Source organism: Oceanisphaera sediminis, assembly GCF_039539745.1.
Taxonomy (GTDB): Bacteria; Pseudomonadota; Gammaproteobacteria; order Enterobacterales; family Aeromonadaceae; genus Oceanimonas; species Oceanimonas sediminis.
The window spans coordinates 1-20,728 of record NZ_BAABDS010000004.1; the positions used below are offsets into that span (position 1 = coordinate 1).

The 20,728-nt window shown below is 59.0% G+C and carries 20 protein-coding genes and 1 pseudogene; 8 read left to right on the forward strand and 13 right to left on the reverse strand.

What is annotated here, in order from left to right; genetic code table 11:
* Positions 1-459: 459 nt before the first annotated feature.
* Together ABD827_RS01440 and dinB are read left to right on the forward strand one after the other, a co-directional pair.
* Entirely contained in the window at positions 460-2,046 is a 1,587-nt protein-coding gene (locus ABD827_RS01440) for a methyl-accepting chemotaxis protein (protein ID WP_344961685.1), read from the forward strand.
* 50 nt (positions 2,047-2,096) lie between these two features.
* A complete protein-coding gene (gene dinB, locus ABD827_RS01445; RefSeq protein WP_344961687.1) occupies positions 2,097-3,152 on the forward strand; it encodes a DNA polymerase IV in 1,056 nt (351 codons plus the stop codon).
* A 242-nt stretch (positions 3,153-3,394) separates the two neighbouring features.
* Here the strand turns inward: dinB and ABD827_RS01450 are convergent, their stop codons facing one another.
* From ABD827_RS01450 to ABD827_RS01460, 3 genes are all read right to left on the reverse strand, one after another.
* On the reverse strand, positions 3,395-3,736 hold the full coding sequence (locus ABD827_RS01450) for a hypothetical protein (RefSeq protein WP_344961689.1): 342 nt from the start codon (positions 3,734-3,736) through the stop codon (positions 3,395-3,397).
* A gap of 179 nt (positions 3,737-3,915) precedes the next feature.
* Positions 3,916-5,373, reverse strand: a complete 1,458-nt coding sequence (locus ABD827_RS01455; RefSeq protein WP_344961691.1) for an aminoacyl-histidine dipeptidase — start codon at positions 5,371-5,373, stop codon at positions 3,916-3,918.
* 121 nt (positions 5,374-5,494) lie between these two features.
* Entirely contained in the window at positions 5,495-7,123 is a 1,629-nt protein-coding gene (locus ABD827_RS01460; RefSeq protein ID WP_344961693.1) for a methyl-accepting chemotaxis protein, read from the reverse strand.
* Positions 7,124-7,456: 333 nt separating this feature from the next.
* Between ABD827_RS01460 and gpt the strand changes: the two genes are divergently transcribed.
* The 5 genes from gpt (at position 7,457) to ABD827_RS01485 (ending at position 11,459) form a co-directional block, all read left to right on the forward strand.
* Complete coding sequence (gene gpt / locus ABD827_RS01465) at positions 7,457-7,927, forward strand: xanthine phosphoribosyltransferase (protein WP_298719033.1); 471 nt, start codon at positions 7,457-7,459, stop codon at positions 7,925-7,927.
* Positions 7,928-8,083: 156 nt separating this feature from the next.
* Positions 8,084-8,482: a sigma factor-binding protein Crl gene (gene crl, locus ABD827_RS01470; RefSeq protein ID WP_298719035.1), complete on the forward strand. Its 399-nt coding sequence runs from the start codon at positions 8,084-8,086 to the stop codon at positions 8,480-8,482.
* 114 nt (positions 8,483-8,596) lie between these two features.
* Complete coding sequence (gene proB / locus ABD827_RS01475) at positions 8,597-9,700, forward strand: glutamate 5-kinase (protein ID WP_344961698.1); 1,104 nt, start codon at positions 8,597-8,599, stop codon at positions 9,698-9,700.
* 8 nt (positions 9,701-9,708) lie between these two features.
* Positions 9,709-10,965 (forward strand): glutamate-5-semialdehyde dehydrogenase, encoded by a 1,257-nt coding sequence (locus tag ABD827_RS01480; protein ID WP_344961700.1) that lies wholly within the window; start codon positions 9,709-9,711, stop codon positions 10,963-10,965.
* A gap of 65 nt (positions 10,966-11,030) precedes the next feature.
* On the forward strand, positions 11,031-11,459 hold the full coding sequence (locus ABD827_RS01485; protein WP_298719041.1) for a hypothetical protein: 429 nt from the start codon (positions 11,031-11,033) through the stop codon (positions 11,457-11,459).
* 169 nt (positions 11,460-11,628) lie between these two features.
* Here ABD827_RS01485 and ABD827_RS01490 read toward each other — a convergent pair whose 3' ends face one another.
* The 8 genes and pseudogenes from ABD827_RS01490 to ABD827_RS01525 all read right to left on the reverse strand — a co-directional run.
* Entirely contained in the window at positions 11,629-12,141 is a 513-nt protein-coding gene (locus tag ABD827_RS01490; RefSeq protein ID WP_344961703.1) for a protein disulfide oxidoreductase, read from the reverse strand.
* The gene (locus ABD827_RS01495; RefSeq protein WP_344961705.1) at positions 12,138-14,195 is read right to left on the reverse strand and encodes a protein-disulfide reductase DsbD family protein; all 2,058 of its coding nucleotides are present in this window, start codon (positions 14,193-14,195) and stop codon (positions 12,138-12,140) included. The genes ABD827_RS01490 and ABD827_RS01495 overlap by 4 nt, the downstream gene beginning before the upstream one ends.
* 52 nt (positions 14,196-14,247) lie before the next feature.
* Positions 14,248-14,634, reverse strand: coding sequence for a hypothetical protein (locus ABD827_RS01500; protein ID WP_344961707.1), 387 nt, complete (start codon positions 14,632-14,634; stop codon positions 14,248-14,250).
* A gap of 41 nt (positions 14,635-14,675) precedes the next feature.
* The gene (locus ABD827_RS01505; RefSeq protein WP_344961709.1) at positions 14,676-15,278 is read right to left on the reverse strand and encodes a LysE family translocator; all 603 of its coding nucleotides are present in this window, start codon (positions 15,276-15,278) and stop codon (positions 14,676-14,678) included.
* A gap of 206 nt (positions 15,279-15,484) precedes the next feature.
* The gene (locus tag ABD827_RS01510; RefSeq protein ID WP_344961711.1) at positions 15,485-16,030 is read right to left on the reverse strand and encodes a YceB family lipoprotein; all 546 of its coding nucleotides are present in this window, start codon (positions 16,028-16,030) and stop codon (positions 15,485-15,487) included.
* A gap of 264 nt (positions 16,031-16,294) precedes the next feature.
* Positions 16,295-16,732 (reverse strand): YaiI/YqxD family protein, encoded by a 438-nt coding sequence (locus tag ABD827_RS01515; RefSeq protein ID WP_344961713.1) that lies wholly within the window; start codon positions 16,730-16,732, stop codon positions 16,295-16,297.
* Complete coding sequence (locus tag ABD827_RS01520; RefSeq protein WP_298719054.1) at positions 16,732-17,133, reverse strand: DUF2750 domain-containing protein; 402 nt, start codon at positions 17,131-17,133, stop codon at positions 16,732-16,734. The genes ABD827_RS01515 and ABD827_RS01520 overlap by 1 nt, the downstream gene beginning before the upstream one ends.
* 79 nt (positions 17,134-17,212) lie before the next feature.
* Positions 17,213-17,374 (reverse strand): annotated as a pseudogene (locus ABD827_RS01525) (DUF2061 domain-containing protein); the annotation flags it as partial.
* Positions 17,375-17,598: 224 nt separating this feature from the next.
* On the opposite strand from ABD827_RS01525, the gene aroG reads away from it, so the two are divergent.
* Positions 17,599-18,654: a 3-deoxy-7-phosphoheptulonate synthase AroG gene (gene aroG, locus ABD827_RS01530; RefSeq protein WP_344961716.1), complete on the forward strand. Its 1,056-nt coding sequence runs from the start codon at positions 17,599-17,601 to the stop codon at positions 18,652-18,654.
* A gap of 456 nt (positions 18,655-19,110) precedes the next feature.
* Here the strand turns inward: aroG and lipA are convergent, their stop codons facing one another.
* Positions 19,111-20,076, reverse strand: coding sequence for a lipoyl synthase (lipA, locus tag ABD827_RS01535; protein WP_298719060.1), 966 nt, complete (start codon positions 20,074-20,076; stop codon positions 19,111-19,113).
* Positions 20,073-20,726, reverse strand: a complete 654-nt coding sequence (gene lipB, locus ABD827_RS01540) for a lipoyl(octanoyl) transferase LipB (protein ID WP_298719062.1) — start codon at positions 20,724-20,726, stop codon at positions 20,073-20,075. Before lipB ends, lipA begins: the two co-directional genes overlap by 4 nt.
* Positions 20,727-20,728 lie beyond the last annotated feature (2 nt).

The window sequence follows — 20,728 nt, forward strand, 5'->3', positions numbered from 1 at the left end:
TGAAACTCACACTAACCCGAATGAAAACAGCATCTTATTGGCACAGACACAGTTAACTCATACATAGCCAATCGGATTAATCATGTGCTCAGGCCGTTATCCTGACGAAAGTCAGGATCTCTCTGCAGAAAGATACCGGGTCAAGCCCGGTATGACAGTGCTTAAAACACGGCATTGTTATCGGGAATTGATCACATCTTTAGTGGGATTGGTATTACCTTAACGGCCTGCATTAACCAGCTGGAAGCAGGTGCAGGAGACAAGTTCTGCGTACGGTGAGCCATGGCGGAAAACGCCGAGAAAAATATTAGCTATTTCCAATATAACCTTGTGCTTGAAAAGGTCTTTCCCCCCTTCATGACTGTGCTAGTCTGTAGCTTCATTTAGACTCAATTGAATTGAAAAGGTATCGCCCTCATGACCCTCGGTAATCTTTCTGTACGTGCGAAGCTCTGGCTCATGATTCTGATTGCCGGCCTGATGCTGACAGTTCAGGCTTCTTTGTCTCTGTTAGATATGCGCGACTCTCTGCAACAGGAACGCCGCCATCAGTTGCATGCTCTGCTGGACAGTGCCGAGGGCTTGCTGACGGCGCAGCAGGCACGGGTTGATGCGGGTGAAGTAAGCCTGCAGCAGGCACAGGGCACGGCACGTCAACTGCTGGAAAGCATGCGTTATGACGGCGATGAATACTTCTTTGTGCTGGATGCCGAAACGCGCATGCTGGCCCATGGTGCCAATCCCGGCCTGAATGGCCGCATCATGCGTGGGGAACGAAGCCAGGATGGTCAAGCGGTGTTTGTGGAAATGGCGGCGCTGCTTGGTACCAAGACCGATATTGGCGAGTTCAGCTACCTCTGGCCACAGCCGGGTAATAGCGAGCCCCAGCCCAAGATCACTTTGGCCAAGCCGTTTACTCCCTGGGGGTGGGTGGTGGCAACCGGTGTCTATGTTGATGATCTGGATGACGCCTTTCGTCACGACCTGATGCACATGGGCGGACTGCTGTTGGGTGCCTTGTTGCTGCTGGTGGCACTGGCGATTCCTATCAGCCGCACCATTACCCGCCCGCTGGATCGTATCAGCGAGGTGATGCAAGAGGCGGCTGCCGGTAATCTGCGGGTACGTACGAAACTGGACAGCAGAGACGAGCTGGGCAAGGTCGGGCGGCGTATCGACGAAACACTGGGTGTATTTCAGGATCTTATCCATCAGATCGCGGCATCTGCGGCGCAGGTTTCCTCCAGCGCCGAAAGCCTGGCCCGTCATGCGGAAGAAACCAGCACCGCGCTGGATATTCAGGCGCAGGAAGCTGAATTGCTGTCGACGTCGATGAACGAGATGGCAGCCAGTGTGCACGAAGTAGCACGCAGTGCCGGTGAAACCGCCAATGCCATTGAAAGTGCGGATCATGAAGCCGAGGAAGGGAATCATGATGTTGATGATACCGTGCACCAGATTCAGGCATTGGCACAGGAGGTGGATCAAGCCGCCGACGTGATTCAGACGCTGGAGGCCGATACGGTACAGATTGGGCAGGTTCTCGAAGAGATCCAGGCCATTTCCGAACAGACCAACCTGCTGGCACTGAATGCGGCGATCGAAGCGGCGCGAGCCGGCGAGTCCGGACGCGGTTTTGCGGTGGTGGCTGACGAGGTTCGCCAGCTGGCGCAGCGGACTCAGGGGTCGACCGAAGAGATTCGCAGCATGAATGACCGTCTGCGCACCGTCGCACGCAAGGCGGTGGAAGTGATGGGACGCTCTCGCATACAGGCCGATGGCAGCGTGAAGACCGCGATGCATGCGGGCAAGGAGCTGGAGCGTATTGTCGAGCAGATGGCCCGTATCCGTGACATGGGCGTGCAGGTGGCGACCGCCGCCGAGCAGCAAAGCCAGGTGTCGGAAGAGATGAACAGCAATCTGCTGCGCATCACCCAGGCCTCGGAAAGCACTGTGGTTACCGCCAGTGCGGTTGCCGGTAGCGGCGAAGAGCTGCAGCAACTGGCATATAATCTGCGCGATCAGATTAACAAGTTCAGTACCTGACAACTAAGGGGCTACACTATAGCCCCACGTTTCAGTTTTTACGTTTTTCAATGCGCAAGATTATTCATGTCGACATGGACTGCTTCTTTGCCGCGGTAGAGATGCGCAAGCATCCCGAATGGCGGGATATTCCGCTGGCCATCGGTGGCAGCGCCAGTCGACGTGGTGTTATTTCTACCTGTAACTATCCGGCCCGCCGTTTTGGTATTCGCTCGGCCATGGCCAGCCATCAGGCGCTGCAACGGTGCCCGCAGTTGTTATTGATCCCGGGTAACATGGCCGAGTACAAGGCGGTGTCCCTGCAGATCCGGGAGATCTTTCATCGCTATACCGATCTGGTCGAGCCGTTGTCGCTGGACGAAGCCTATCTGGATGTGAGCGACAGTCCGCTGTTTGGCGGCAGTGCCACCCTGATCGCCACAGACATTCGTCGGGCCATCAATGACGAGTTGCAGCTGACCGCTTCTGCCGGGGCGGCCCCCAGCAAGTTTCTGGCAAAAATCGCCTCGGAAGAAAACAAGCCGGACGGCCTCTTCGTGCTGCCACCGGCGGCGGTGGCCGATTATGTGCGCCGGTTGCCGTTGGTCAAGTTGCCCGGAGTGGGGCGAAAGACGGCAGAAAAGCTTGCGGCCCTGGGGCTGGAGTACTGTGGTCAGCTGAATGAGGTGGGCGAAGCGGAGCTTATGCGTCGTTTCGGCAAGTTCGGCCGGCTGTTGTGGCAGCGTGGCCAGGGTATCGACGAGCGGGAGGTACAGACCGAACGGATACGCAAGTCGGTCGGTGTCGAGACTACCCTGGTCACCGATATTCATACTCCTGCGCAGGGGCTGTCGGTATTGCAGGAGTTATGGCCGGAGCTGATACGTCGACTGGACGGGCGGGCGATAAAGGGGCTGTGCATCAAGCTCAAATTCGATGACTTTACCCAGACCACCCTGTCTCGGCGCTGCACCGGGCCGGAGTTGGCGCTGGCCGCGCAACTGTGCACCGAAGCCTGGGAGCGAGCCCGGGGGCGTGGAGTTCGGCTGGTGGGGGTGAGTGTCGAGTTATGTCACGAAGGTAACGAGCAGGCTGCTCAGGCCGAGCAACTGAGTTTTGAATGGTAAGCTTGTTTTAATTCTGATTGGTGCCGGATCAGGCTTCCTGATCGTTGTTTTTCTGCGGGGTAGCCAAGGCTGTCTCGTCCGAAGCCGCGCCAAGATAATCTGCGCTCAGGGCCAGAAACAAGGCAATGTACGATCTCTTCATATTGGGTCCTCATATAAGCTTAGATGTCTAAGTATCTTAACATATTGAAATCCAATTTAAAATATGACGGCTCTGCGCCAGGGCAGACACCGCCGTCAGGTTACTGGTTGCTGCCGTTCAGGTGGTCTTCTTCCACGAAGGTCCAGCCCTGGTTGGCAGCGGGAGAAGCCGGTTGCATACCGGTGGAAGACGGCGCCACTATCACGGTGCTCTCGCTGTCTGCAGAACCCTCCAGCGCCGGGCGATCCCGACCGTCGTTCGGTGCCGTTGCGGCAACTGGGGCGGGCGCTTCATTGCGTTTGTCGTTCTGAATGCCGGGTGCCAGCTTGCGGGTTTCATCCAGCACATCGCGGCCAAACTCGATGATGCCACTGAAGATATTATCGGCCATTGCCGGCGCGGCCAGCAAGGTCAGCAACAGGTAGAAAGGGGCACTTTTCATGACATATACCTCTGTTGGGATCTGCCCGAAAGCATAAGCCAAATTATTGCCCTTGAATACCGCATAGACTGCGTGTAGGCCGGTTGCTGACGCTTTGAATTGTGAGGGGAGAGGCGTAAAGGGTGAGGGGAATACCCTCACTCCTCACTCCTCACTCCTCACAATTCACTCCTCACTTCTTACGCTTCAGGAATCTGCTTCAGTACTCGCACCAGTAACTGCCAGAAGCGGGACACCGCTTCTATGTGTACTCGTTCGTCCGGTGAGTGGGCGCCCTGAATGGTCGGCCCGAAAGAGACCATGTCCCACTCTGGGTAGGCCGCCTTGAACAGGCCGCACTCCAGCCCGGCGTGGATCACCTTGACCTCGGGCAGCACACCAAACAGTTCCTGGTGGGTATTCAGCACCAGCTGCATCATCGCCGAGTCCGGATTTGGCTGCCAGCCGGGGTAGGCGCCGTCAAAGTCGCAGCGGGCGCCGGCCAGGCGAAACACCGCGGCGGTCATCTCGGCGATCCGGTTGCGACCTTCATCGTTGAGTGAACGGATCAGACATTGCACATGAATATGCTCGTCCTCGGTGCCGATGACGCCCAGATTGGTGGAGCTTTGCACCACAGCCTCCATGCTGCGGCTCATTTCCATCACTCCGTGCGGGCAGGCGAGCAGGGCGGCTCCCAGTCGCTGCTGCAGAGCGGAGGTCATGACTCGCTCGGGTAGCTCGGTGGGCGCCAGTTCCAGTTGGATGAAGTCGTCGACGCCGTTAAATTCATGGCGGTATTGCTGCCGGCGCCTGTCGACCAGGTTTGCCAGCGTGTCGAGCATGTCGGCGGGCAGGGTCAGCAGGGCCGAGGCTTCCCGGACGATGGCATTGCGCAGGGTGCCGCCGTTCAGCTCGCTCAGGCGGATCGCGGCATGCTGATTGATATCCGTCAGCAGCTCGGCCAGCAGCTTGTTGGCGCTGGCCCGGCCCTGATGAATGTTGATGCCGGAATGACCGCCACGCAGCCCGGTGATGATCAGGCGGCGAGCCTGATGGCCGGCCGGTACCGGCTCCGGCTCATAGGGCAGGGTGATATTGGCATCCACGCCGCCGGCACAGCCCATGTACACATCACCGTCCTGCTCCGAGTCGGTATTGAGCAGTATCTCGCCCTGCAACAGCCCGGGCGTCAGGCCAAAGGCGCCGGTCATGCCGCTTTCTTCGTCGATGGTCAGCAGCACTTCCAGCGGGCCGTGCTGTACCTTGTCATCGGCCAGCACCGCCAGACAGGCGGCCAGGCCGATGCCGTTATCCGCGCCCAGGGTAGTGCCACGGGCCCGCACCCAGTCGCCGTCTATGTAGGGCTGAATCGGGTCCGTGGTGAAGTCGTGATGGGTGTCGGCGTTGGCCTGGGGCACCATGTCCATGTGGGCCTGCAGTATGACGCCCTTGCGTTTTTCCATACCGGCGGTAGCCGCCTTGCGAATGATCAGGTTACCGATGGCGTCCTGCATGACCGCCAGGTTTTTCTCGGCCGCCCAGTCGGTTATCCACTGGCGCAGGGCCGCTTCGTGACCGGACGGGTGAGGAATGCTGCACTGGGTGTCGAAGAACTGCCACAACAGGCGAGGAGAAAGCTGACGAATGGAAGACATGGCATACCTTGTTCAAAGAGCGGCGAAGGAAAGCGATAGCTTAACGCGCTTCTCCTCTGCTTATCCATTCATTAAGCATCGGCAAGGAATAATCCCGGCTGCCATCACAGCCGGGCAGGCGTCAGGCCCTGAACACGTTCACTTCTTCCGCCAGACGACGGCCGAGGCCGGACAGCGTTTCACCGGCGCTGTCGGTCTCCTGGGTCTTGAGTCGTACTTCTTCCGCCAGCTCGCTCAGGCGGGTCAGGTTATGATTCATTTCTTCGGTGGTTTGCCGCTGCTGGGCCGCGGCGGTGGCAATATGGCTGTTCATGTCGTTGATCAGCGCCATGCTCTGGTTGATGGCTTCCAGTGTTTCGCCGGCCTGATCGGCGGTGCCCTGAGTATCTTTTGCCCGTTGCATCAGGCCACTCATGCGGTTGACGGTTTCGTCCGCCTCCTGCTGCAGACCCTGAATGATGTCCTGAATTTCATCGGTCGAGCTCTGGGTTCGCGTGGCCAGATTGCGCACTTCATCGGCCACCACCGCAAAGCCGCGGCCCTGTTCACCGGCCCGGGCCGCCTCGATGGCGGCATTGAGCGCCAGCAGATTGGTCTGCTCGGCGATGGCCCTGATCACTTCCAGTACCTTGCCGATTTCCTGGCTTCGCTCGGCGAGCGATCCCAGGCGGTGTTGCGTTTCGGCCAGCTCGGATACCAGGCTGGCGGCCACCTCCCGGGTATGGGTGACTTTGTTGTTGCCCTCTTGTGCGGCTTTGGCCGACTCGTGGCTGGCCTGAGCCGCCTGTTCGGCGGCATGGGCGACTTCCTGGCTGGAAGCCAGCATCTCGTTCATGGCGGTGGCCACCTGTTCGGTTTCCCGGGACTGTTGTTCCGATACGCCGCGATTGTGGTGCACTATACCTGCCAGTCGCTCGGCGGCGGCGTTGACCTCCAGGCTGATGGGGGACAGCTTGCGCACCGTATCGGCTAGGCGCGAACAGAACTGGTTGAAGCTCTTGCTGAGCTGGGTGACTTCATCCCTGCCGTGCTCGTCCAGCCGCTGGCGCAGATCGGCGTCGCCGTGAGAGATATCCCGCATTGCCCGCACGGTATCGCCCATCGGTTGCAGTATGCTGCGGATGAGGGCGATGGCGACCAATACGGCCACCGCCCCCAGACCGAGTACCACCAGCAGTATCTTGAGCGCCGTGGCCGTCAGCTGGGTCTGCACATCGTCGATGTAGATGCCGGTACCGATAATCCAGCCCCAGGGCGAAAATGGCTGCACATAGGATATTTTATCCACCGGCTGCTCGAAACCGGGCTTGGGCCAGAGGTAGTGCACAAAACCCTTACCCTGGTTGCGCACCACCGCCGCCATTTCGACAAACAGCGCCTTGCCGTCCGGATCCTTGAAACTAGTCAAATCTTCGCCGTTGAGGTCGGGATTCATGGGGTGCAGGATCATGCGGGGCTGGGCATCATTGACCCAGAAATAATCGTTGTTGCCATAGCGTAATCCGGCAATGGCGTTGAGTGCCTGCCGGCGGGCCTCTTGGTCCGACAGCAGACCCTGCTGCTGTTGCTGATGATAATAATCGGTAAGGCTGATGACCGACTCCACCTGGCGCATGGCCTGAATTCGCTTTTCTTCTATCAGACCCTGATAGAACAGCCACAACATCATGAGGGTGATGACAACGATGCCCGCAGACAGCAGCAGCAGGTTCAGATAGAGTCGTTTGGCGATGGAAAGTGAGCGCAGCACGATAACATCCTTGTTTCTTTGTCGAGAGCATCAGCTCGGTTCATACCGAGACTCATACTAGATGAAAGGGCAATACAGGTCGGTGGGTGTTGTGCAAAAATGCGATCTTCTCGTCTTAGCTTTTAGTCTTATACGCCGGTATATGAACAACGGAGGGGCAATAAAAAGCTGTAACTCTGGTCAAGAATGGGCGGGATCTCTATAATGCGGCCATTGTTTGCTCGTTGTTAGACTGAGGCCGGCTCAATATTTCAATATTGGCGTGGTCTGAAAGATGGCAGTGAGCAGCGGTGACCATCTTGTCTTGAAAGCTAACACCCAAAGGTTCTTTTTATGTCCAACAAATTCGTCGTCACCTGGGACTCCTTTCAGCGCGAAACGCGCAAGCTGGCCGAACGTCAGTTGCCTGCCAGCCAGTGGAAAGGGATTATTGCCGTCAGTCGTGGTGGTCTGGTTCCGGCTGCTATCATGGCGCGGGAACTGGGAATTCGTCATGTAGATACCCTGTGTATCTCCAGCTACGACCACAATCAGCAGCGCTCTGATCTACAAGTGCTCAAACAGGCCGAAGGCGATGGAGAAGGCTTTCTGATCATCGACGATCTGGTGGACACCGGTAACACCGCCAAAGTTATCCGCGAGATGTACCCCAAAGCCAAATTCGTGACCGTGTTTGCCAAACCAAAGGGCGAGCCACTGGTCGATGACTTTGAAGTGCGGGTCGGGCAAGATACCTGGATAGAGCAACCCTGGGATATGGGGGTGGTTTTTGCTCCGCCGCTGTGCGAGCAGGACAAAGCGTAAAAAAAGGCTCCTCGGGAGCCTTTTTTATCGCCTGCTGTCGAGTAATATGTTGCCTTCCTGCGCCGTCGATGGCGTTTTTTAGGGCAAGGGCGGCGGGCGACCTTTACCCCCGGCCAAAAAAACGTTACATATAGGCAAGTTAACAGGGAGGTATTCATGACCATAGACAAGGTTACTCATCGTAAACTGGTGCGCAAATTCACCGCCATCGGTCCCTATTTACGGGAGCTGAAGTCGAGCGAGTCGCAATATTTCTTCGACTGTTTATCCGTGTGTGTCAGTGCCAAGGCGGAGCCGGAGGCGCGTGAGTTCTGGGGCTGGTGGCTGACGCTGAGCACCGAAGACGGCATCAATTTCGAGTTTCATTATCAGCTCGGCTTTTTCAATGCGAGTGGCGAGTGGCAACCGAAAGCCTTGCCCAAAAAGCACGAAGCGGAGGTGGCTCGCACGCTGCGTGATTTTTACGACAAGCTGGGCGTGTGCCTGGATGAACTGTCGCTCAGTGCTCGTCCTTCTCCCGCGTTGGGAAACAATCATCTGTTGAGCGTAGCCTGAGCCGACCATCACTTGCGACAATAGTCGTTACTATCCGTGGCCCGGATGCGCCTCATTTTATTATCTTGCCGGCTTTGCCGGCATTGCTGTTAGTAAGGAGCCGCAGGGCGTTCCATGAAAGGCAAAACCATTGTTGTAAAACTGGGCACCAGCGTGCTTACCGGCGGTACCCGCCATCTGGATCGGGCCCACATGGTAGAGCTGGTGCGTCAGTGTGCCAGCCTGCATCGGGCCGGCCATCAGATTATTGTGGTGACCTCGGCGGCCATTGCCGCCGGGCGTGAGCACCTGGGCTTTCCCGATCTGGCCGGCACCATGGCCAACAAGCAGATGCTGGCCGCCGTGGGCCAGACCCAGTTGATCCAGAGCTGGCAATCCCTGTTCAATCTGTATGGGTTGCATGTGGGCCAGATACTGCTGACCCGGGCCGATCTGGAAGACCGCGAACGCTATCTTAATGCCCGCGATACCCTGCGGGCCCTGCTTGATAACCGCATTATTCCGGTGATCAACGAAAACGACGCCGTCGCCACCAACGAGATCAAGGTCGGCGATAACGATAATTTATCGGCCCGGGCCGCTATTCTGGCCGAGGCCGATTTGTTGATCCTGCTGACCGATCAGAAGGGACTCTTTACCGCCGATCCGCGTAACGATCCCAAGGCGCAGCTGATTGAAGAAGTACAAACCATCGACGACACCCTGCGCAAACTGGCCGGTGGCAGCATCGGCGGACTGGGCACCGGTGGCATGGCCACCAAGCTGCAGGCGGCGGATGTGGCCCGCCGCGCCGGTATCGATGTGGTCATCGCCACCGGCCAGGTGCCGGAGGTGATTGGCCGTCTGGCGGAAGGGGAGCGCATCGGCACTCGTTTTCCGGCGCTGGCCACCCCGCTCGAAAGCCGCAAACGCTGGATCCTGGCCGGCCCGCCTCCGCACGGCGAAATTCATATCGATGCCGGGGCGGTGAAGGCGGTGCGGGAAAAAGGCTCCAGCCTGCTGCCCAAGGGCATAGTACGCATAGAAGGCCGTTTTCGCCGGGGGGAGGCGGTACGCATCGTCAATCCCGAAGGGCGGGAGCTGGCGCGAGGCATCTGTCGTTACGATGCACTCGACCTGAATCGAATCAAAGGACAACACTCTGAGCAAATTGAATCGGTGCTCGGCTATGGCTACGGCAACGTGGCCATTCACCGCGACGATCTGGTGCTCTTGTAGGAGATAGTATGAATCTGGAACAGATGGGGCAGGCCGCACGCGCTGCCGCCTATACCCTGGCTGAAACCTCTACCCGGGCCAAGAATCAGGCCCTGCTGGTGATGGCCGATGCCCTCGAGGCGGCCGCCGCCGACATTCTGGCCGCCAACGGCAAGGATCTGGACGCGGCCCGAGAAAGCGGTACCGGCGAGTCGATGCTGGATCGACTGATGCTGAACCCGGCGCGGATCAAGGCCATTGCCGACGACGTGCGCAACGTGGTGTCACTGCCGGATCCGGTGGGCAGCGAGCTGGACTCGCGGGTGCTGGAAAACGGCATGCGGCTGTCGCGTCGCCGGGTACCGCTCGGCGTGGTGGGGGTGATTTATGAAGCACGCCCCAATGTCACCATCGACATCGCCGCCCTCTGTCTGAAAACCGGTAATGCCAGCATTCTGCGCGGCGGTCGGGAAACCTTTCATACCAATCAGGAGTTGGTCAAGGTGATCCGGCAGGCGCTGGCGGCCAGCCAGTTGCCGCCAGGTTGTGTGCAGTACATCAGTGAGCCGGGCCGGGAGTGGGTCAGCGGCCTGCTCAAGCTCGACCGGTATGTAGACATGATCATTCCTCGCGGTGGTCCCGGCCTGCACCAGTTGTGCAAAGAGCAGGCCACCATACCGGTGATCATCGGTGGTTTCGGCATCGGTCATGTTTTTGTCGATGACAGCGCCGATCTGGTACGCGCCATTGAGGTGGTCGATAACGCCAAGACCCACAGACCCAGCGTCTGCAATGCCATCGATACCCTGCTGGTACACCAGGCGGCAGCCGCCGAATTCCTGCCGCTACTGAGTGCGCGCATGGCGGAAAAAGGCGTCGAGCTGGTGGCCGAAACCGAAGCATTGAAACTGCTTAACGCAGGACCGGCCAGGGTGCGCGCCGCCGTTGAGGGTGACTTCGACACCGAGTGGCTGGGGCTGACCCTGGGGGTGAAAATCGTGACCGGTGTCGATGAGGCCCTGGCGCATTTGCGCGAGCATAACGCCAGCCATTCCGATGCCATTCTCACCAGCAGCCTGAGCAGTGCCGAGCGCTTTATCAACGGTGCCCCCTCGGCGGCGGTCTATGTCAACGCCTCTACCCGCTTTACCGATGGCGCCCAGTTTGGCCTGGGGGCCGAGGTGGCGGTCTCGACCCAGAAGCTGCATGCCCGAGGCCCCATGGGGCTGGAAGAGCTGACCAGCTACAAGTGGATAGGCCAGGCGGATTATCTGATCCGCGACTAGTGGCAAACGGTTGAATCGATAACCCGGCGGCTCTGGTCGCCGGGGCATGATGAAGAGGGGATATTATGCCATCCAAGCTGTTGGACGCCTTGTTGCTGGCAATGCCGTTATCCCCGACGCTGGAGTCGTGGCGGCTGCATCTCAAGAGCGAACTTCCTTATCCGGTGCAGGGGGCACAAACGCTGTTTATCGGGGATCCCGCCCTGGTGATAGTGGCATTTCAGCACGACAAGGCCGAGGTGCTGCTGCCGGCCATGCAGTGGCGGCATCACGACATTCATACCGTCAAACCCCGATCCCAGGGCGTGGTAGCGTCGCGCGATGGCAGTCTGGAACAATTGCTGGCGCTGGTGGAAGACACCATAGCACTGCGGTTGAAGTCGTTTCACGAATGCAGCAGTTGCGGCAAACGCTGCGCGCCCGAAGTACTGGGCTCGCTACAGGGCGAACCCGCGTGCCGGGACTGCATCAAGGGACGACGAGTGCTGTTTTGAAAAAAGTGAAAAAAAAGTGAAATAGGGATTGGTGAATAGGGAATAGTACCCTAATCCCTAATCCCTAATCCCTAATCCCTAATCCCTAATCCCTAATCCCTAATCCCTAATCCCTAATCCCTAATCCCTAATCCCTAATCCCTAATCCCTAATCCCCATTCCCCATTCCCTAGTCCCCGAGGCGGGCCAGCAACAATCGCAGGTACATGCCCGGCAGTGTGGTAATGCCGGCGGTGGCGAAGCGCAGCTTGCCCTGGCTGGCCACCATCAGGGTGGGCGTGACGTTGACACCCAGAATTTGCGCCAGCCGGTGATCCTCATCGTTCACCACCGTAAAGTCATATCCCTTTTCACGCACATAGCCGGCAACCCTGGCATTCGGACCCGAGGCGATGGCGATGCTGACTACGCGAGCATGGGGGGCGTCGATCAGGTTCACCATCGGCGACACGATTCGGCACACGCCGCACCAGCTGGCCCACACATACACCAGCACCGGCTGTTGCCGGCTCATGGCATCGAGACTGATGGTCTCGCCGCCTAATGTGGTCATGGCGCCCAGAGCCGCCACCTCGGTGGGCAGATCCCGGCTGCGCCAGAGATCGACGGCCGTGACCACAACTCCGATCAGCAACAGGTAGGCAAGGCCGGAGGTGAATCGCCTGCGCCAGGATCGCTTCATGACTTATTCCTGCTTTCATTCAGGGCCTCGATCACCTTGTCGGTGGTCAGCAATACCTCCAGTGCCTTGCCTTGGGGCAGGCCGGGGCCGAATACCTGATTGAAGGGAATGCCGGCGCGTTGGTTGGCGCGCAGGTAGTCGGTAATGGCCGCGTCGGGGCGAGTCCAGTCGCCGCGCATCAACACCATGTCCTCTTCCTGCAGCGCCGAGTAGACCGGATCCCGCAACACCACGCCTATCTTGTTGGCCTGGCAGGTAATGCACCAGTCGGCGGTGATGTCGATAAACACCCGTTTGCCGGCGGCCACTTCACGCTCGATACGGGCCGGATCCAGCGGCTGCCAGTCAAGCTCGTCGGTGACCGGGCTGACCCAGCGAGACTGGGTCATCAGGGCGCCCACGCCCCCCGCAGCACCGAGCAGCATGATGCCGGCCAGGCCGAACATCAGGCCCCGGCTGCCGTAATGGCGCAGCAAAGACCACAGTGGCAGCACTATCAGGATAGCGGTCAGCACCAGGGTGGTGGCATTACCCAGGGTCGATTGCAGCAACGACAGCAGCCACAGGCTGGTGGCCAGCAGCATCAGCCCGAACAGCCACTTCACCCGTATCATCCAGGGGCCGGGCCTGGGCAGGGCGCTAATGACGCCGGGAAACAATGCCAGCACCAGCCAGGGCAGCGCCATGCCCAGCCCCAGACCGGTGAAGATGGCAATCAGCACCAGTGGTGAAGACGCCAGCGCCACCGCCACGGCGGTGCCGAGGAAGGGCGCCGAGCAGGGCGTGGCGAGCAGGGTGGCGAACATGCCTTGCAGCAGGTGGCCGCCGTTACCGTGGCCGGGCCGGGTGGCCAGCCAGGTACTCATGGCGGTGGGCAGGCGCAGCTCGAACAGGCCGAACAGGTTAAGCGAGAACAGCGCGGTGACCAGCAGCATAAAGCCGATAAAGCCCGGTTGCTGGAACTGGATGCCCCAGCCAAGCTGGGCGCCGGACCAGGTGAGGACCAGCATAAAGCCCGCCAGCGCCCAGAACGACAGCATGATGCCGAGGGCAGACCACAGCAGGGGGCGCCGCACATCGGCCCGGCTGCGGTGGCCGAGCAGCAGGCCATTGAGCTTGAGCCCCAGCACCGGCAATACACAGGGCATGATGTTGAGGATCAGGCCGCCGAGCAGGGCATAGAGCAGCACCAGACTCAGCGGGGGAGCCGTAGCCACCACCGGGGGCAGGGTGCCGCGGGTGATGGCGCCGGCCAGCTCTTCGGCCAGTCCTTGGTCGGTGGCGGTAATCACCACGACCTGATCTGCCAGGTTCAGCTCCGGATCCCAGCTGCCGACCTTGAAGCGGGCCTGCAGCCGGGTGTCGTTCACCGTCAGCCGTGGCTGACTGAAGATGCTGCTGTCGAGCTCGTCGACGTATACCGCCGGTTGCTGCCAGCCTCGGGGGTTGGTCAGGCTGATATCGAGTTGTTTGGCAGCCGGATCCCAGACCAGAGACTCGGCCTGTACCAGGCTTGCCGCTCTGGGTACCCGCGACACCGCCTGCTGATAGTGATGGTTCAGTGTTTCGTCGGCCGCCATCTGCGGATCGAGCGGCAGTTGCAGCGAATATTCGGTCAGCACACAGATGGTGGTGCAGCTGGGCAGGGTCAGCAGGCCTTCAAAGGTGGCCGGCTTTCCGGCGTCGGCCGGGGTCAGTTGCAGCGGAAAGTCGACCTCGTGGCGATAGCCCTGGGTTTCGACTCCCAGCAGGGTAAAGCGCTCGGGCAGCGGCCACTGCCAGTTGACCGACAGCAGGTTCTTGGACGACGGCCACTCCAGCCGGGGGGCGATGCCGCCTTCACCCGGGGAGCGCCAGTAGGTTTTCCAGTCGTCTTGCAGGCGAACCTGCAACAGCGCCGGATAATAATTGTTGACCGCATCATAGGGGCCGGTCTGTACCAGTCGCACCTGCACCGGGGGGTGTTCGGGTGCCTGCAGCCAGCCGGTGTCGGCGGCCTGCAGCGGCAAGGCGGTCGCCAGCAACAGGATAAAAAAGCTAAAAATTCTGATCACGAATAGAGTCTCCGATGGATTAACGCAAGCTTACAAGATGGCGGCGTTAATCTCATTCCCGGAATACACACAGCACCAGGTGTCGCCGTCGGCCGGCATAAGGTTGTGGCGAGGGTAACAGGCGGCAGTACCAGCCGACACGAGGTGCCAGCAGCCAGAGAGACAACAATAGCAGCAAGGCGGTGAGCATCGGCTCGAGCTGACTCCAGACCTTGCTCAGCAGTTGTTCCGACAGGCTGCACTGGCCGTTGTTGTTTGCGCTCGATGACTCGGCGGCAGTCCCCTGGTCAGAGAGTATGCCGTGGGCAAACGATGAGATGCTTTCTGGCTGCTGGGCCGAGTAGGCACAGGCGGTCATCACCCCCATTCGTTGACTCAGGCACAGACCGATGACGATCAGCACCAGCAGCAACGCCAGCCAGCCGGGCTGGCGTTGCATCAGGCCATGGCCGGCCGCTGTTGTCCGACTGTCAACCACTGTTACCCGACGGCCAGCCACAGGGCCACTCCCAGCATCAGACTGCCGGCGATACGGTTCATCAGTTTGACCTTGCCTTTTTGCTGCAGTACCCGGCTCAGGGTGCGACCGCTGGTGGCGTAGAGCAGCATACAGATGAACTCCAGCGACAGGATGATCGACACCAGCATCAGTAGCTGACCGGTCAGCGGCGCCTTGTTGTCGATAAAGGGAGGCAACAGGGCGATGAAAAAAGCCCAGCCCTTGGGGTTGGCGATGGCGGTAATGAAGCCCTGGCTGATAAGGGTGCGGGCCGGTATATGACGCGGGCCGGCATCCACCGGGCTCAGGGCCAGTTTGCCGCGGGAACGCCACAGCTGAATGCCGAGCCAGGCCAGGTAGAGGCCGCCGCCGTACTTGAGCAATTGAAACAGTTGCGGATATTGCAGCATGATGGCCGCCACACCGACCACGGCCAGGCAAGCCACCAGGCCCACGCCAACCAGCTCGCCGACCATCATCCACAGGGTGCGACGCACCCCGACCGTCATCCCTAGCGACAGTGCCAGCGTCATGCACATGCCCGGCGTGACCGAGACGAAGAAAAAGGTGGGGATAAACACCATCAAGACTGCAGAGCTAATAGCACACCTACCTGTTTATCTGGCTTGATTTGTAGAGGTTATCCGCCATTGTAGGCCAAATGCCGGACAACAGGCTACGGCTATTTAGGGTGAATAGAGAGGCAGGGCGTGCGTGAGAATAGAACGGAGTGGGGAAGAGCACACCCTTCCATCACTCCGTATCCGGTTAGCTATTATGCCGTCGGCAATCAATCGCCGAAGCGGGGGCTGAATACCAGTCGGCCGGGGGCGATGTCCATGGCCACCGGCGCCTTGCTCAGCCAGCTGTAGCGGCTGTCGTCGAGTCGGTAGACCGGCTGGTTTTCCAGTACCGAACGCAGCAGTTGCATCATGCCGGCAGAAGCGGCGGTCATGTCACCCTGGTAGCCGAAGGCGTCAACCTTGCTTTGCAGCAGCTTGATATCACGTAAAAAAATCGCGTTCTGCTGGCGGTCGTAGACCGGGCGCCCCTCGATGGCCAGATCCAGCTGCGCCGGAAAACGGGCTATCAGCGCATTGATGGCGGTTTCGCCCTGCAGGTTGAGGCGCACTACCTGACGGTTTTCGGGACCTATCTGCAGATCCAGGTTGTCGATGCGGGTTTCTACCAGGCCCTGAGTAAAGCGTGGTGCCTGCTGCTCCAGCAGGGTATAGAGCGATTTTTCAACTTCGTTTTCAGAGACGCTGTACTGGCTGAGTCCGGCACAGGCGCTCAGCAGCAGGGTACTCAACAGGATAATAACGGACTTGAACATGGTATACCTCTCAATGACAGCTATAAGCCTTCAGCTGGAAGCTGTAAGTAAAAACTGACAGTTTTCTTTGGTAGGGTAGATTTTAATCGACCAAAGAGTGCAGTGCTTTGGTTGAATCGGTCGAATGAATTCGACCCTACGTATCCAGCCCAGCTGTCTTGTAGAGCCGAATTTATTCGGGAACATCATCAACAAGTACAGAATGTCCCGAATGATCTCGATCCTACAGATAGCGCTTATTTTTCTTACCGCTTACGGCTGTATTTAACGCAGTAACTGATCCAGCTGATTGGCGAAGGTCTGACGGTCGGCGGGGCTCAGGGTGGGCGGCCCGCCGGTGTGTACACCGCTGGAACGCAGGGTATCCATAAAGTCGCGCATGGTCAGCTTGGCCCTGATGGTGCCCTTGTCATACCGTTCGCCGCGCGGGCTCAGTACCCGGGCGTCTTTTGCCAGCGCTTCGGCTGCCAGTGGAATATCGGCGGTGATCAGAATTTCTCCGGGCTGGATACGGGCCACGATTTCATCGTCGGCCACATCGAAGCCTTTGGGCACCTGCAACTGCTTGATCAGGGTTGAGCCCGGCAGCGGCAACGGATGATTGGCGACCATGGTCAGCGGCGTCCGGGTACGCTCGGCGGCGCGAAACAGAATATCGCGAATCACCTTGGGGCAGGCATCCGCATCAACCCAGATATGCATCAGTTATACCGGCTCGGTTTTTTCTTGCGATCGATGGCGTCCTGTACCTCACGCGGCTCGACCACCACACCGGTGGCGTCGGGGGTGGGGAACACGGCGACCATCAGTTCGTCATCTTCCATACCGGGTACCCAACGGCTTTGCCAGACCTTGAGGCTGATGGCCTCGGGTTTGCACTGGCTCCAGTCGTCGACGGCCCATTCCTTGGCATAGTCGGCATGGGGCCACACCGGAATGCAGTCTTCGTCGTCATCCGAGGTCAGCATCATGCAACCGTGCTCGTCGGTCAGAATCCAGAGCTCGTCGTGCTCGCACACCCGTGATACGAAATGGTTGAAACGTTCGTCATCGCGCATGGTCTGGGCGGCGGCTTTGTCTGCGTCGGTCAGGATATAGCTCATGGTTTTTCTCATACAGGGAATCTGCCTGCATGTTCACATCGCAAGCCCTGTGTTGTCCAGCTTAAGCACCCGTTGCGTTGAATTTGTTCCAGGCTTTTTCATGAAAGAAATAGGCGACGGTATTGACCATGGGCTCGACCAGCGCAATCAATCCGCCGACCAGTAAATCGCCGGACAGCAGGTAAGCGACGCTGAAGGCCACGGTAAAATGCACGAGGGCAAAGGTGACGGTTTTAAGCATGTTGAGCCATCTATTGAGTGTGTCGGGGTTGTGGTTGAATGATAATGGTTTTCATTTTGTTGTCCATGAGTTGTTTGTTGCCATATTAATTGGCACTTCCTATCAAACAAATGCGGCCATGGGGTAATTGAGCGTTTACAGCCGTCGCTGGGCGGGATAGATTGAAAACCAGTCTTTTCCGATAAAAGCGAGCCAGGGGCTCGGTAATGTAAGCAGGGTTGCTCATGCACTTTCAAACCGACGATATCCGCATTAACGAAATCAAAGAACTACTTCCACCGATAGCGGTGCTGGAAAAATATCCGGCCACCGATACCGCCTCGTCGACCGTATTCGAATCACGTCAGGCCATTCACCGACTGCTGGCTGGCGAAGATGATCGTCTGCTGGTGGTGATCGGTCCCTGTTCCATTCACGACACCGAGGCGGCCATCGAATATGGCAAGCGGCTCAAGGTGTTGCGCGATCACTATGCGGACAGGCTGGAAATCGTGATGCGGGTCTATTTTGAAAAGCCGCGCACCACCGTCGGCTGGAAGGGGCTGATCAACGACCCTTATCTGGACAACAGTTTTCAGATCAACGACGGCCTGCGCACCGGTCGCAAGCTGCTGCTGGATCTCAACGATCTGGGCCTGCCCACCGCCAGCGAATTTCTCGACATGATCACGCCGCAGTATCTGGCAGATCTGATGAGCTGGGGCGCCATCGGTGCCCGCACCACCGAGTCTCAGGTACACCGTGAGCTGGCGTCCGGTCTGTCCTGCCCGGTCGGGTTCAAGAATGGTACCGACGGCACCATCAAGGTGGCGGCCGATGCCATTGGCGCCGCCAGCGCTTCGCACCACTTTCTGTCGGTGACCAAGCTGGGCCATTCCGCCATTGTTGCCACCGCCGGCAACCCGGACTGCCATATCATTCTGCGCGGTGGCAAGGAGCCGAATTACAGCGCCGATCACGTGGCCACGGTCTGCGCCGGCCTGGAAAAAGCCGGATTGCCGCAGAAGCTGATGATCGATTTCAGCCATGCCAACAGCAGCAAGCAGTATCAGCGCCAGATGGTGGTCTGTGACGATGTCTGCACCCAGCTGGCCGCCGGTGAGCAGGCGATCATGGGCGTGATGGTAGAAAGCCATCTGGTGGAAGGCCGTCAGGATCTGGAAGAGGGGTGCGAGCTTACCTATGGTCAGAGCATCACCGACGCCTGCATCGGCTGGGACGATACCGAAGTCCTGCTGGCGCGACTGGCCGACGCCGTGACCGCTCGTCGTCAGGCTTGAGTCGTCCGATAAGTCGTTTAAAAAGGAGCCGCAAGGCTCCTTTTTGTTTCTCGCTCCCAAAATGCCGAGAGGCGGTTGTTTGAGTCAGGAAAGAGGACGAAGGGCCAGCTCCGCCGACTCGCCGTACATACATCCTTGTAGGCTCAGCCGCGCCATCCGTGGCGCGGATGGTCGGCTGAGCAGCTCCCTCCGTCCTCTTTGATACATCGGCGTTGCCGGTTGGCACCTCCTGCGGGCGACTCCCAAGCCGAAAGGAAGGCAAAGGGGATCACAGAGCCGACCGTGACATGCCATGGATGGCATGTCCGAGCTCACATGGATGTGCTTGTAGCGTGTCGGCGTCGTGACCCCTTTGGTCGACTTGTGCAGTGTTGATTGCTGCACTTTCACTGCTGAGTCTGAAGTGAACAACAAAAAAGGAGCCTTTCGGCTCCTTTTTGATGCAGGGTAGGGCGATTACTTCACTTCCACACCCTGGGCCTGCAGATCCGCGTGGTAGGACGAGCGAACGAAGGGGCCGCAGGCGGCGTGGGTGAAACCGATGCTGTCGGCAATCACTTTCAGCTCGTCGAACTCTGCCGGCGGCACGTAGCGCTTCACCGGCAGGTGATGACGGCTCGGCTGCAGGTACTGGCCCAGGGTCAGCATGGTGACGTTGTGAGCACGCAGATCCTTGAGTACCTCTGCGATTTCTTCGTTGGTTTCGCCAAGGCCCATCATCAGGCCGGACTTGGTGGCTACCTGCGGGTGCATTTCCTTGAACCGGCGCAGCAGCTCCAGCGACCACTTGTAATCGGCGCCGGGACGGGCAACCCGATACAGGCGCGGGGCGGTTTCCAGGTTGTGATTGAACACGTCCGGCGGGGTATCCTTGAAGATTTCCAGCGCGGTATCCATGCGGCCACGGAAGTCCGGGGTCAGAATTTCAATCCTGGTGTTCGGGCTCTGCTCGCGAATGGCGCGAATACAGTCGACGAAGTGCTGGGCACCGCCGTCACGCAGATCGTCCCGGTCTACCGAGGTGATCACCACGTACTTGAGGCCCAGCTCCTTGATGGTCTTGGCCAGCTTGGCCGGCTCTTCCGGATCCACCGCCAGCGGGCGGCCGTGGGCCACATCGCAGAATGGGCAGCGGCGGGTACAGATGGCGCCGAGGATCATGAAGGTGGCGGTGCCGTGGTTGAAGCACTCGGGCAGGTTGGGGCAGGACGCCTCTTCGCAGACCGAATGCAGCTTGTTCTCGCGCATGATGCTCTTCAGGTTCTGTATGCGCTGGTTGCTGGGAGGAAGCTTGATCTTCATCCACTCCGGCTTGCGCAACACTTCCTCGTCTGCCTCCGGCATATACTTGACCGGGATCAGGGCCATCTTGTCGGCATCACGCAATTTTACGCCGGGCTCTACGCGTACAGGTTTATTCATAATTTCAGTTTCTCTGTGGTGTAGTAGAGATGTTGATAACCAAGCTGATCTGCCAGCAAGGGTACCAGTCGGGACTGAGCTTCTTCAAGAGTCTGGGGTCCGCCCAGGGCACAACACTGGGTCATGGCCATGCCGGCGTACCCGCAGGGGTTGATCCGCAGAAAGGGAGTCAAATCCATATTGACGTTCAGCGCCAGTCCATGAAAAGAGCAGCCGCGGCGTACCCGTAGCCCCAGCGAGGCAATCTTGCTGTCTCCCACATAAACGCCGGGAGCATCGGGCTTGGCATAGGCTGCAATCTGATAATCGGCCAGCAGGTTGACGATGGCGCTTTCCATGCCGGTGACCAGGGGACGAACGCCGAGTTTCTTGCGGCGTACATCGACCAGCAGATACAGCACCAGCTGACCGGGCCCATGATAGGTAACCTGGCCGCCGCGGTCTGTCTGTACCAGTGGAATGTCGCCGACATTGATAATATGCTCGGCCTTGCCGGCCTGACCCTGAGTGAACACCGGCAGGTGCTCGACCAGCCAGAATTCATCCTGGGTGTCTTCGCCCCGCTGATCGGTAAACGTCTGCATGGTATGCCAGACGTGTTCATAGGAGGCCTGTCCCCAGTGCCTGACGGTAAGCTTATCCTGCGGCATCA

Coding starts and splice junctions, on each gene's coding strand:
- aroG (WP_344961716.1), top strand. CDS start 17,599: ATGCACTTTCAAACCGACGATATCCGCATTAACGAAATCAAAGAACTA.
- gpt (WP_298719033.1), top strand. CDS start 7,457: ATGTCCAACAAATTCGTCGTCACCTGGGACTCCTTTCAGCGCGAAACG.
- ABD827_RS01500 (WP_344961707.1), bottom strand. CDS start 14,634: ATGCAACGCCAGCCCGGCTGGCTGGCGTTGCTGCTGGTGCTGATCGTC.
- ABD827_RS01455 (WP_344961691.1), bottom strand. CDS start 5,373: ATGTCTTCCATTCGTCAGCTTTCTCCTCGCCTGTTGTGGCAGTTCTTC.
- dinB (WP_344961687.1), top strand. CDS start 2,097: ATGCGCAAGATTATTCATGTCGACATGGACTGCTTCTTTGCCGCGGTA.
- ABD827_RS01450 (WP_344961689.1), bottom strand. CDS start 3,736: ATGAAAAGTGCCCCTTTCTACCTGTTGCTGACCTTGCTGGCCGCGCCG.
- ABD827_RS01490 (WP_344961703.1), bottom strand. CDS start 12,141: ATGAAGCGATCCTGGCGCAGGCGATTCACCTCCGGCCTTGCCTACCTG.
- ABD827_RS01505 (WP_344961709.1), bottom strand. CDS start 15,278: ATGGTGTTTATCCCCACCTTTTTCTTCGTCTCGGTCACGCCGGGCATG.
- ABD827_RS01510 (WP_344961711.1), bottom strand. CDS start 16,030: ATGTTCAAGTCCGTTATTATCCTGTTGAGTACCCTGCTGCTGAGCGCC.
- lipA (WP_298719060.1), bottom strand. CDS start 20,076: ATGAATAAACCTGTACGCGTAGAGCCCGGCGTAAAATTGCGTGATGCC.
- ABD827_RS01520 (WP_298719054.1), bottom strand. CDS start 17,133: ATGAGCTATATCCTGACCGACGCAGACAAAGCCGCCGCCCAGACCATG.
- crl (WP_298719035.1), top strand. CDS start 8,084: ATGACCATAGACAAGGTTACTCATCGTAAACTGGTGCGCAAATTCACC.
- ABD827_RS01485 (WP_298719041.1), top strand. CDS start 11,031: ATGCCATCCAAGCTGTTGGACGCCTTGTTGCTGGCAATGCCGTTATCC.
- ABD827_RS01480 (WP_344961700.1), top strand. CDS start 9,709: ATGAATCTGGAACAGATGGGGCAGGCCGCACGCGCTGCCGCCTATACC.
- ABD827_RS01440 (WP_344961685.1), top strand. CDS start 460: ATGATTCTGATTGCCGGCCTGATGCTGACAGTTCAGGCTTCTTTGTCT.
- ABD827_RS01515 (WP_344961713.1), bottom strand. CDS start 16,732: ATGCATATCTGGGTTGATGCGGATGCCTGCCCCAAGGTGATTCGCGAT.
- proB (WP_344961698.1), top strand. CDS start 8,597: ATGAAAGGCAAAACCATTGTTGTAAAACTGGGCACCAGCGTGCTTACC.
- lipB (WP_298719062.1), bottom strand. CDS start 20,726: ATGCCGCAGGATAAGCTTACCGTCAGGCACTGGGGACAGGCCTCCTAT.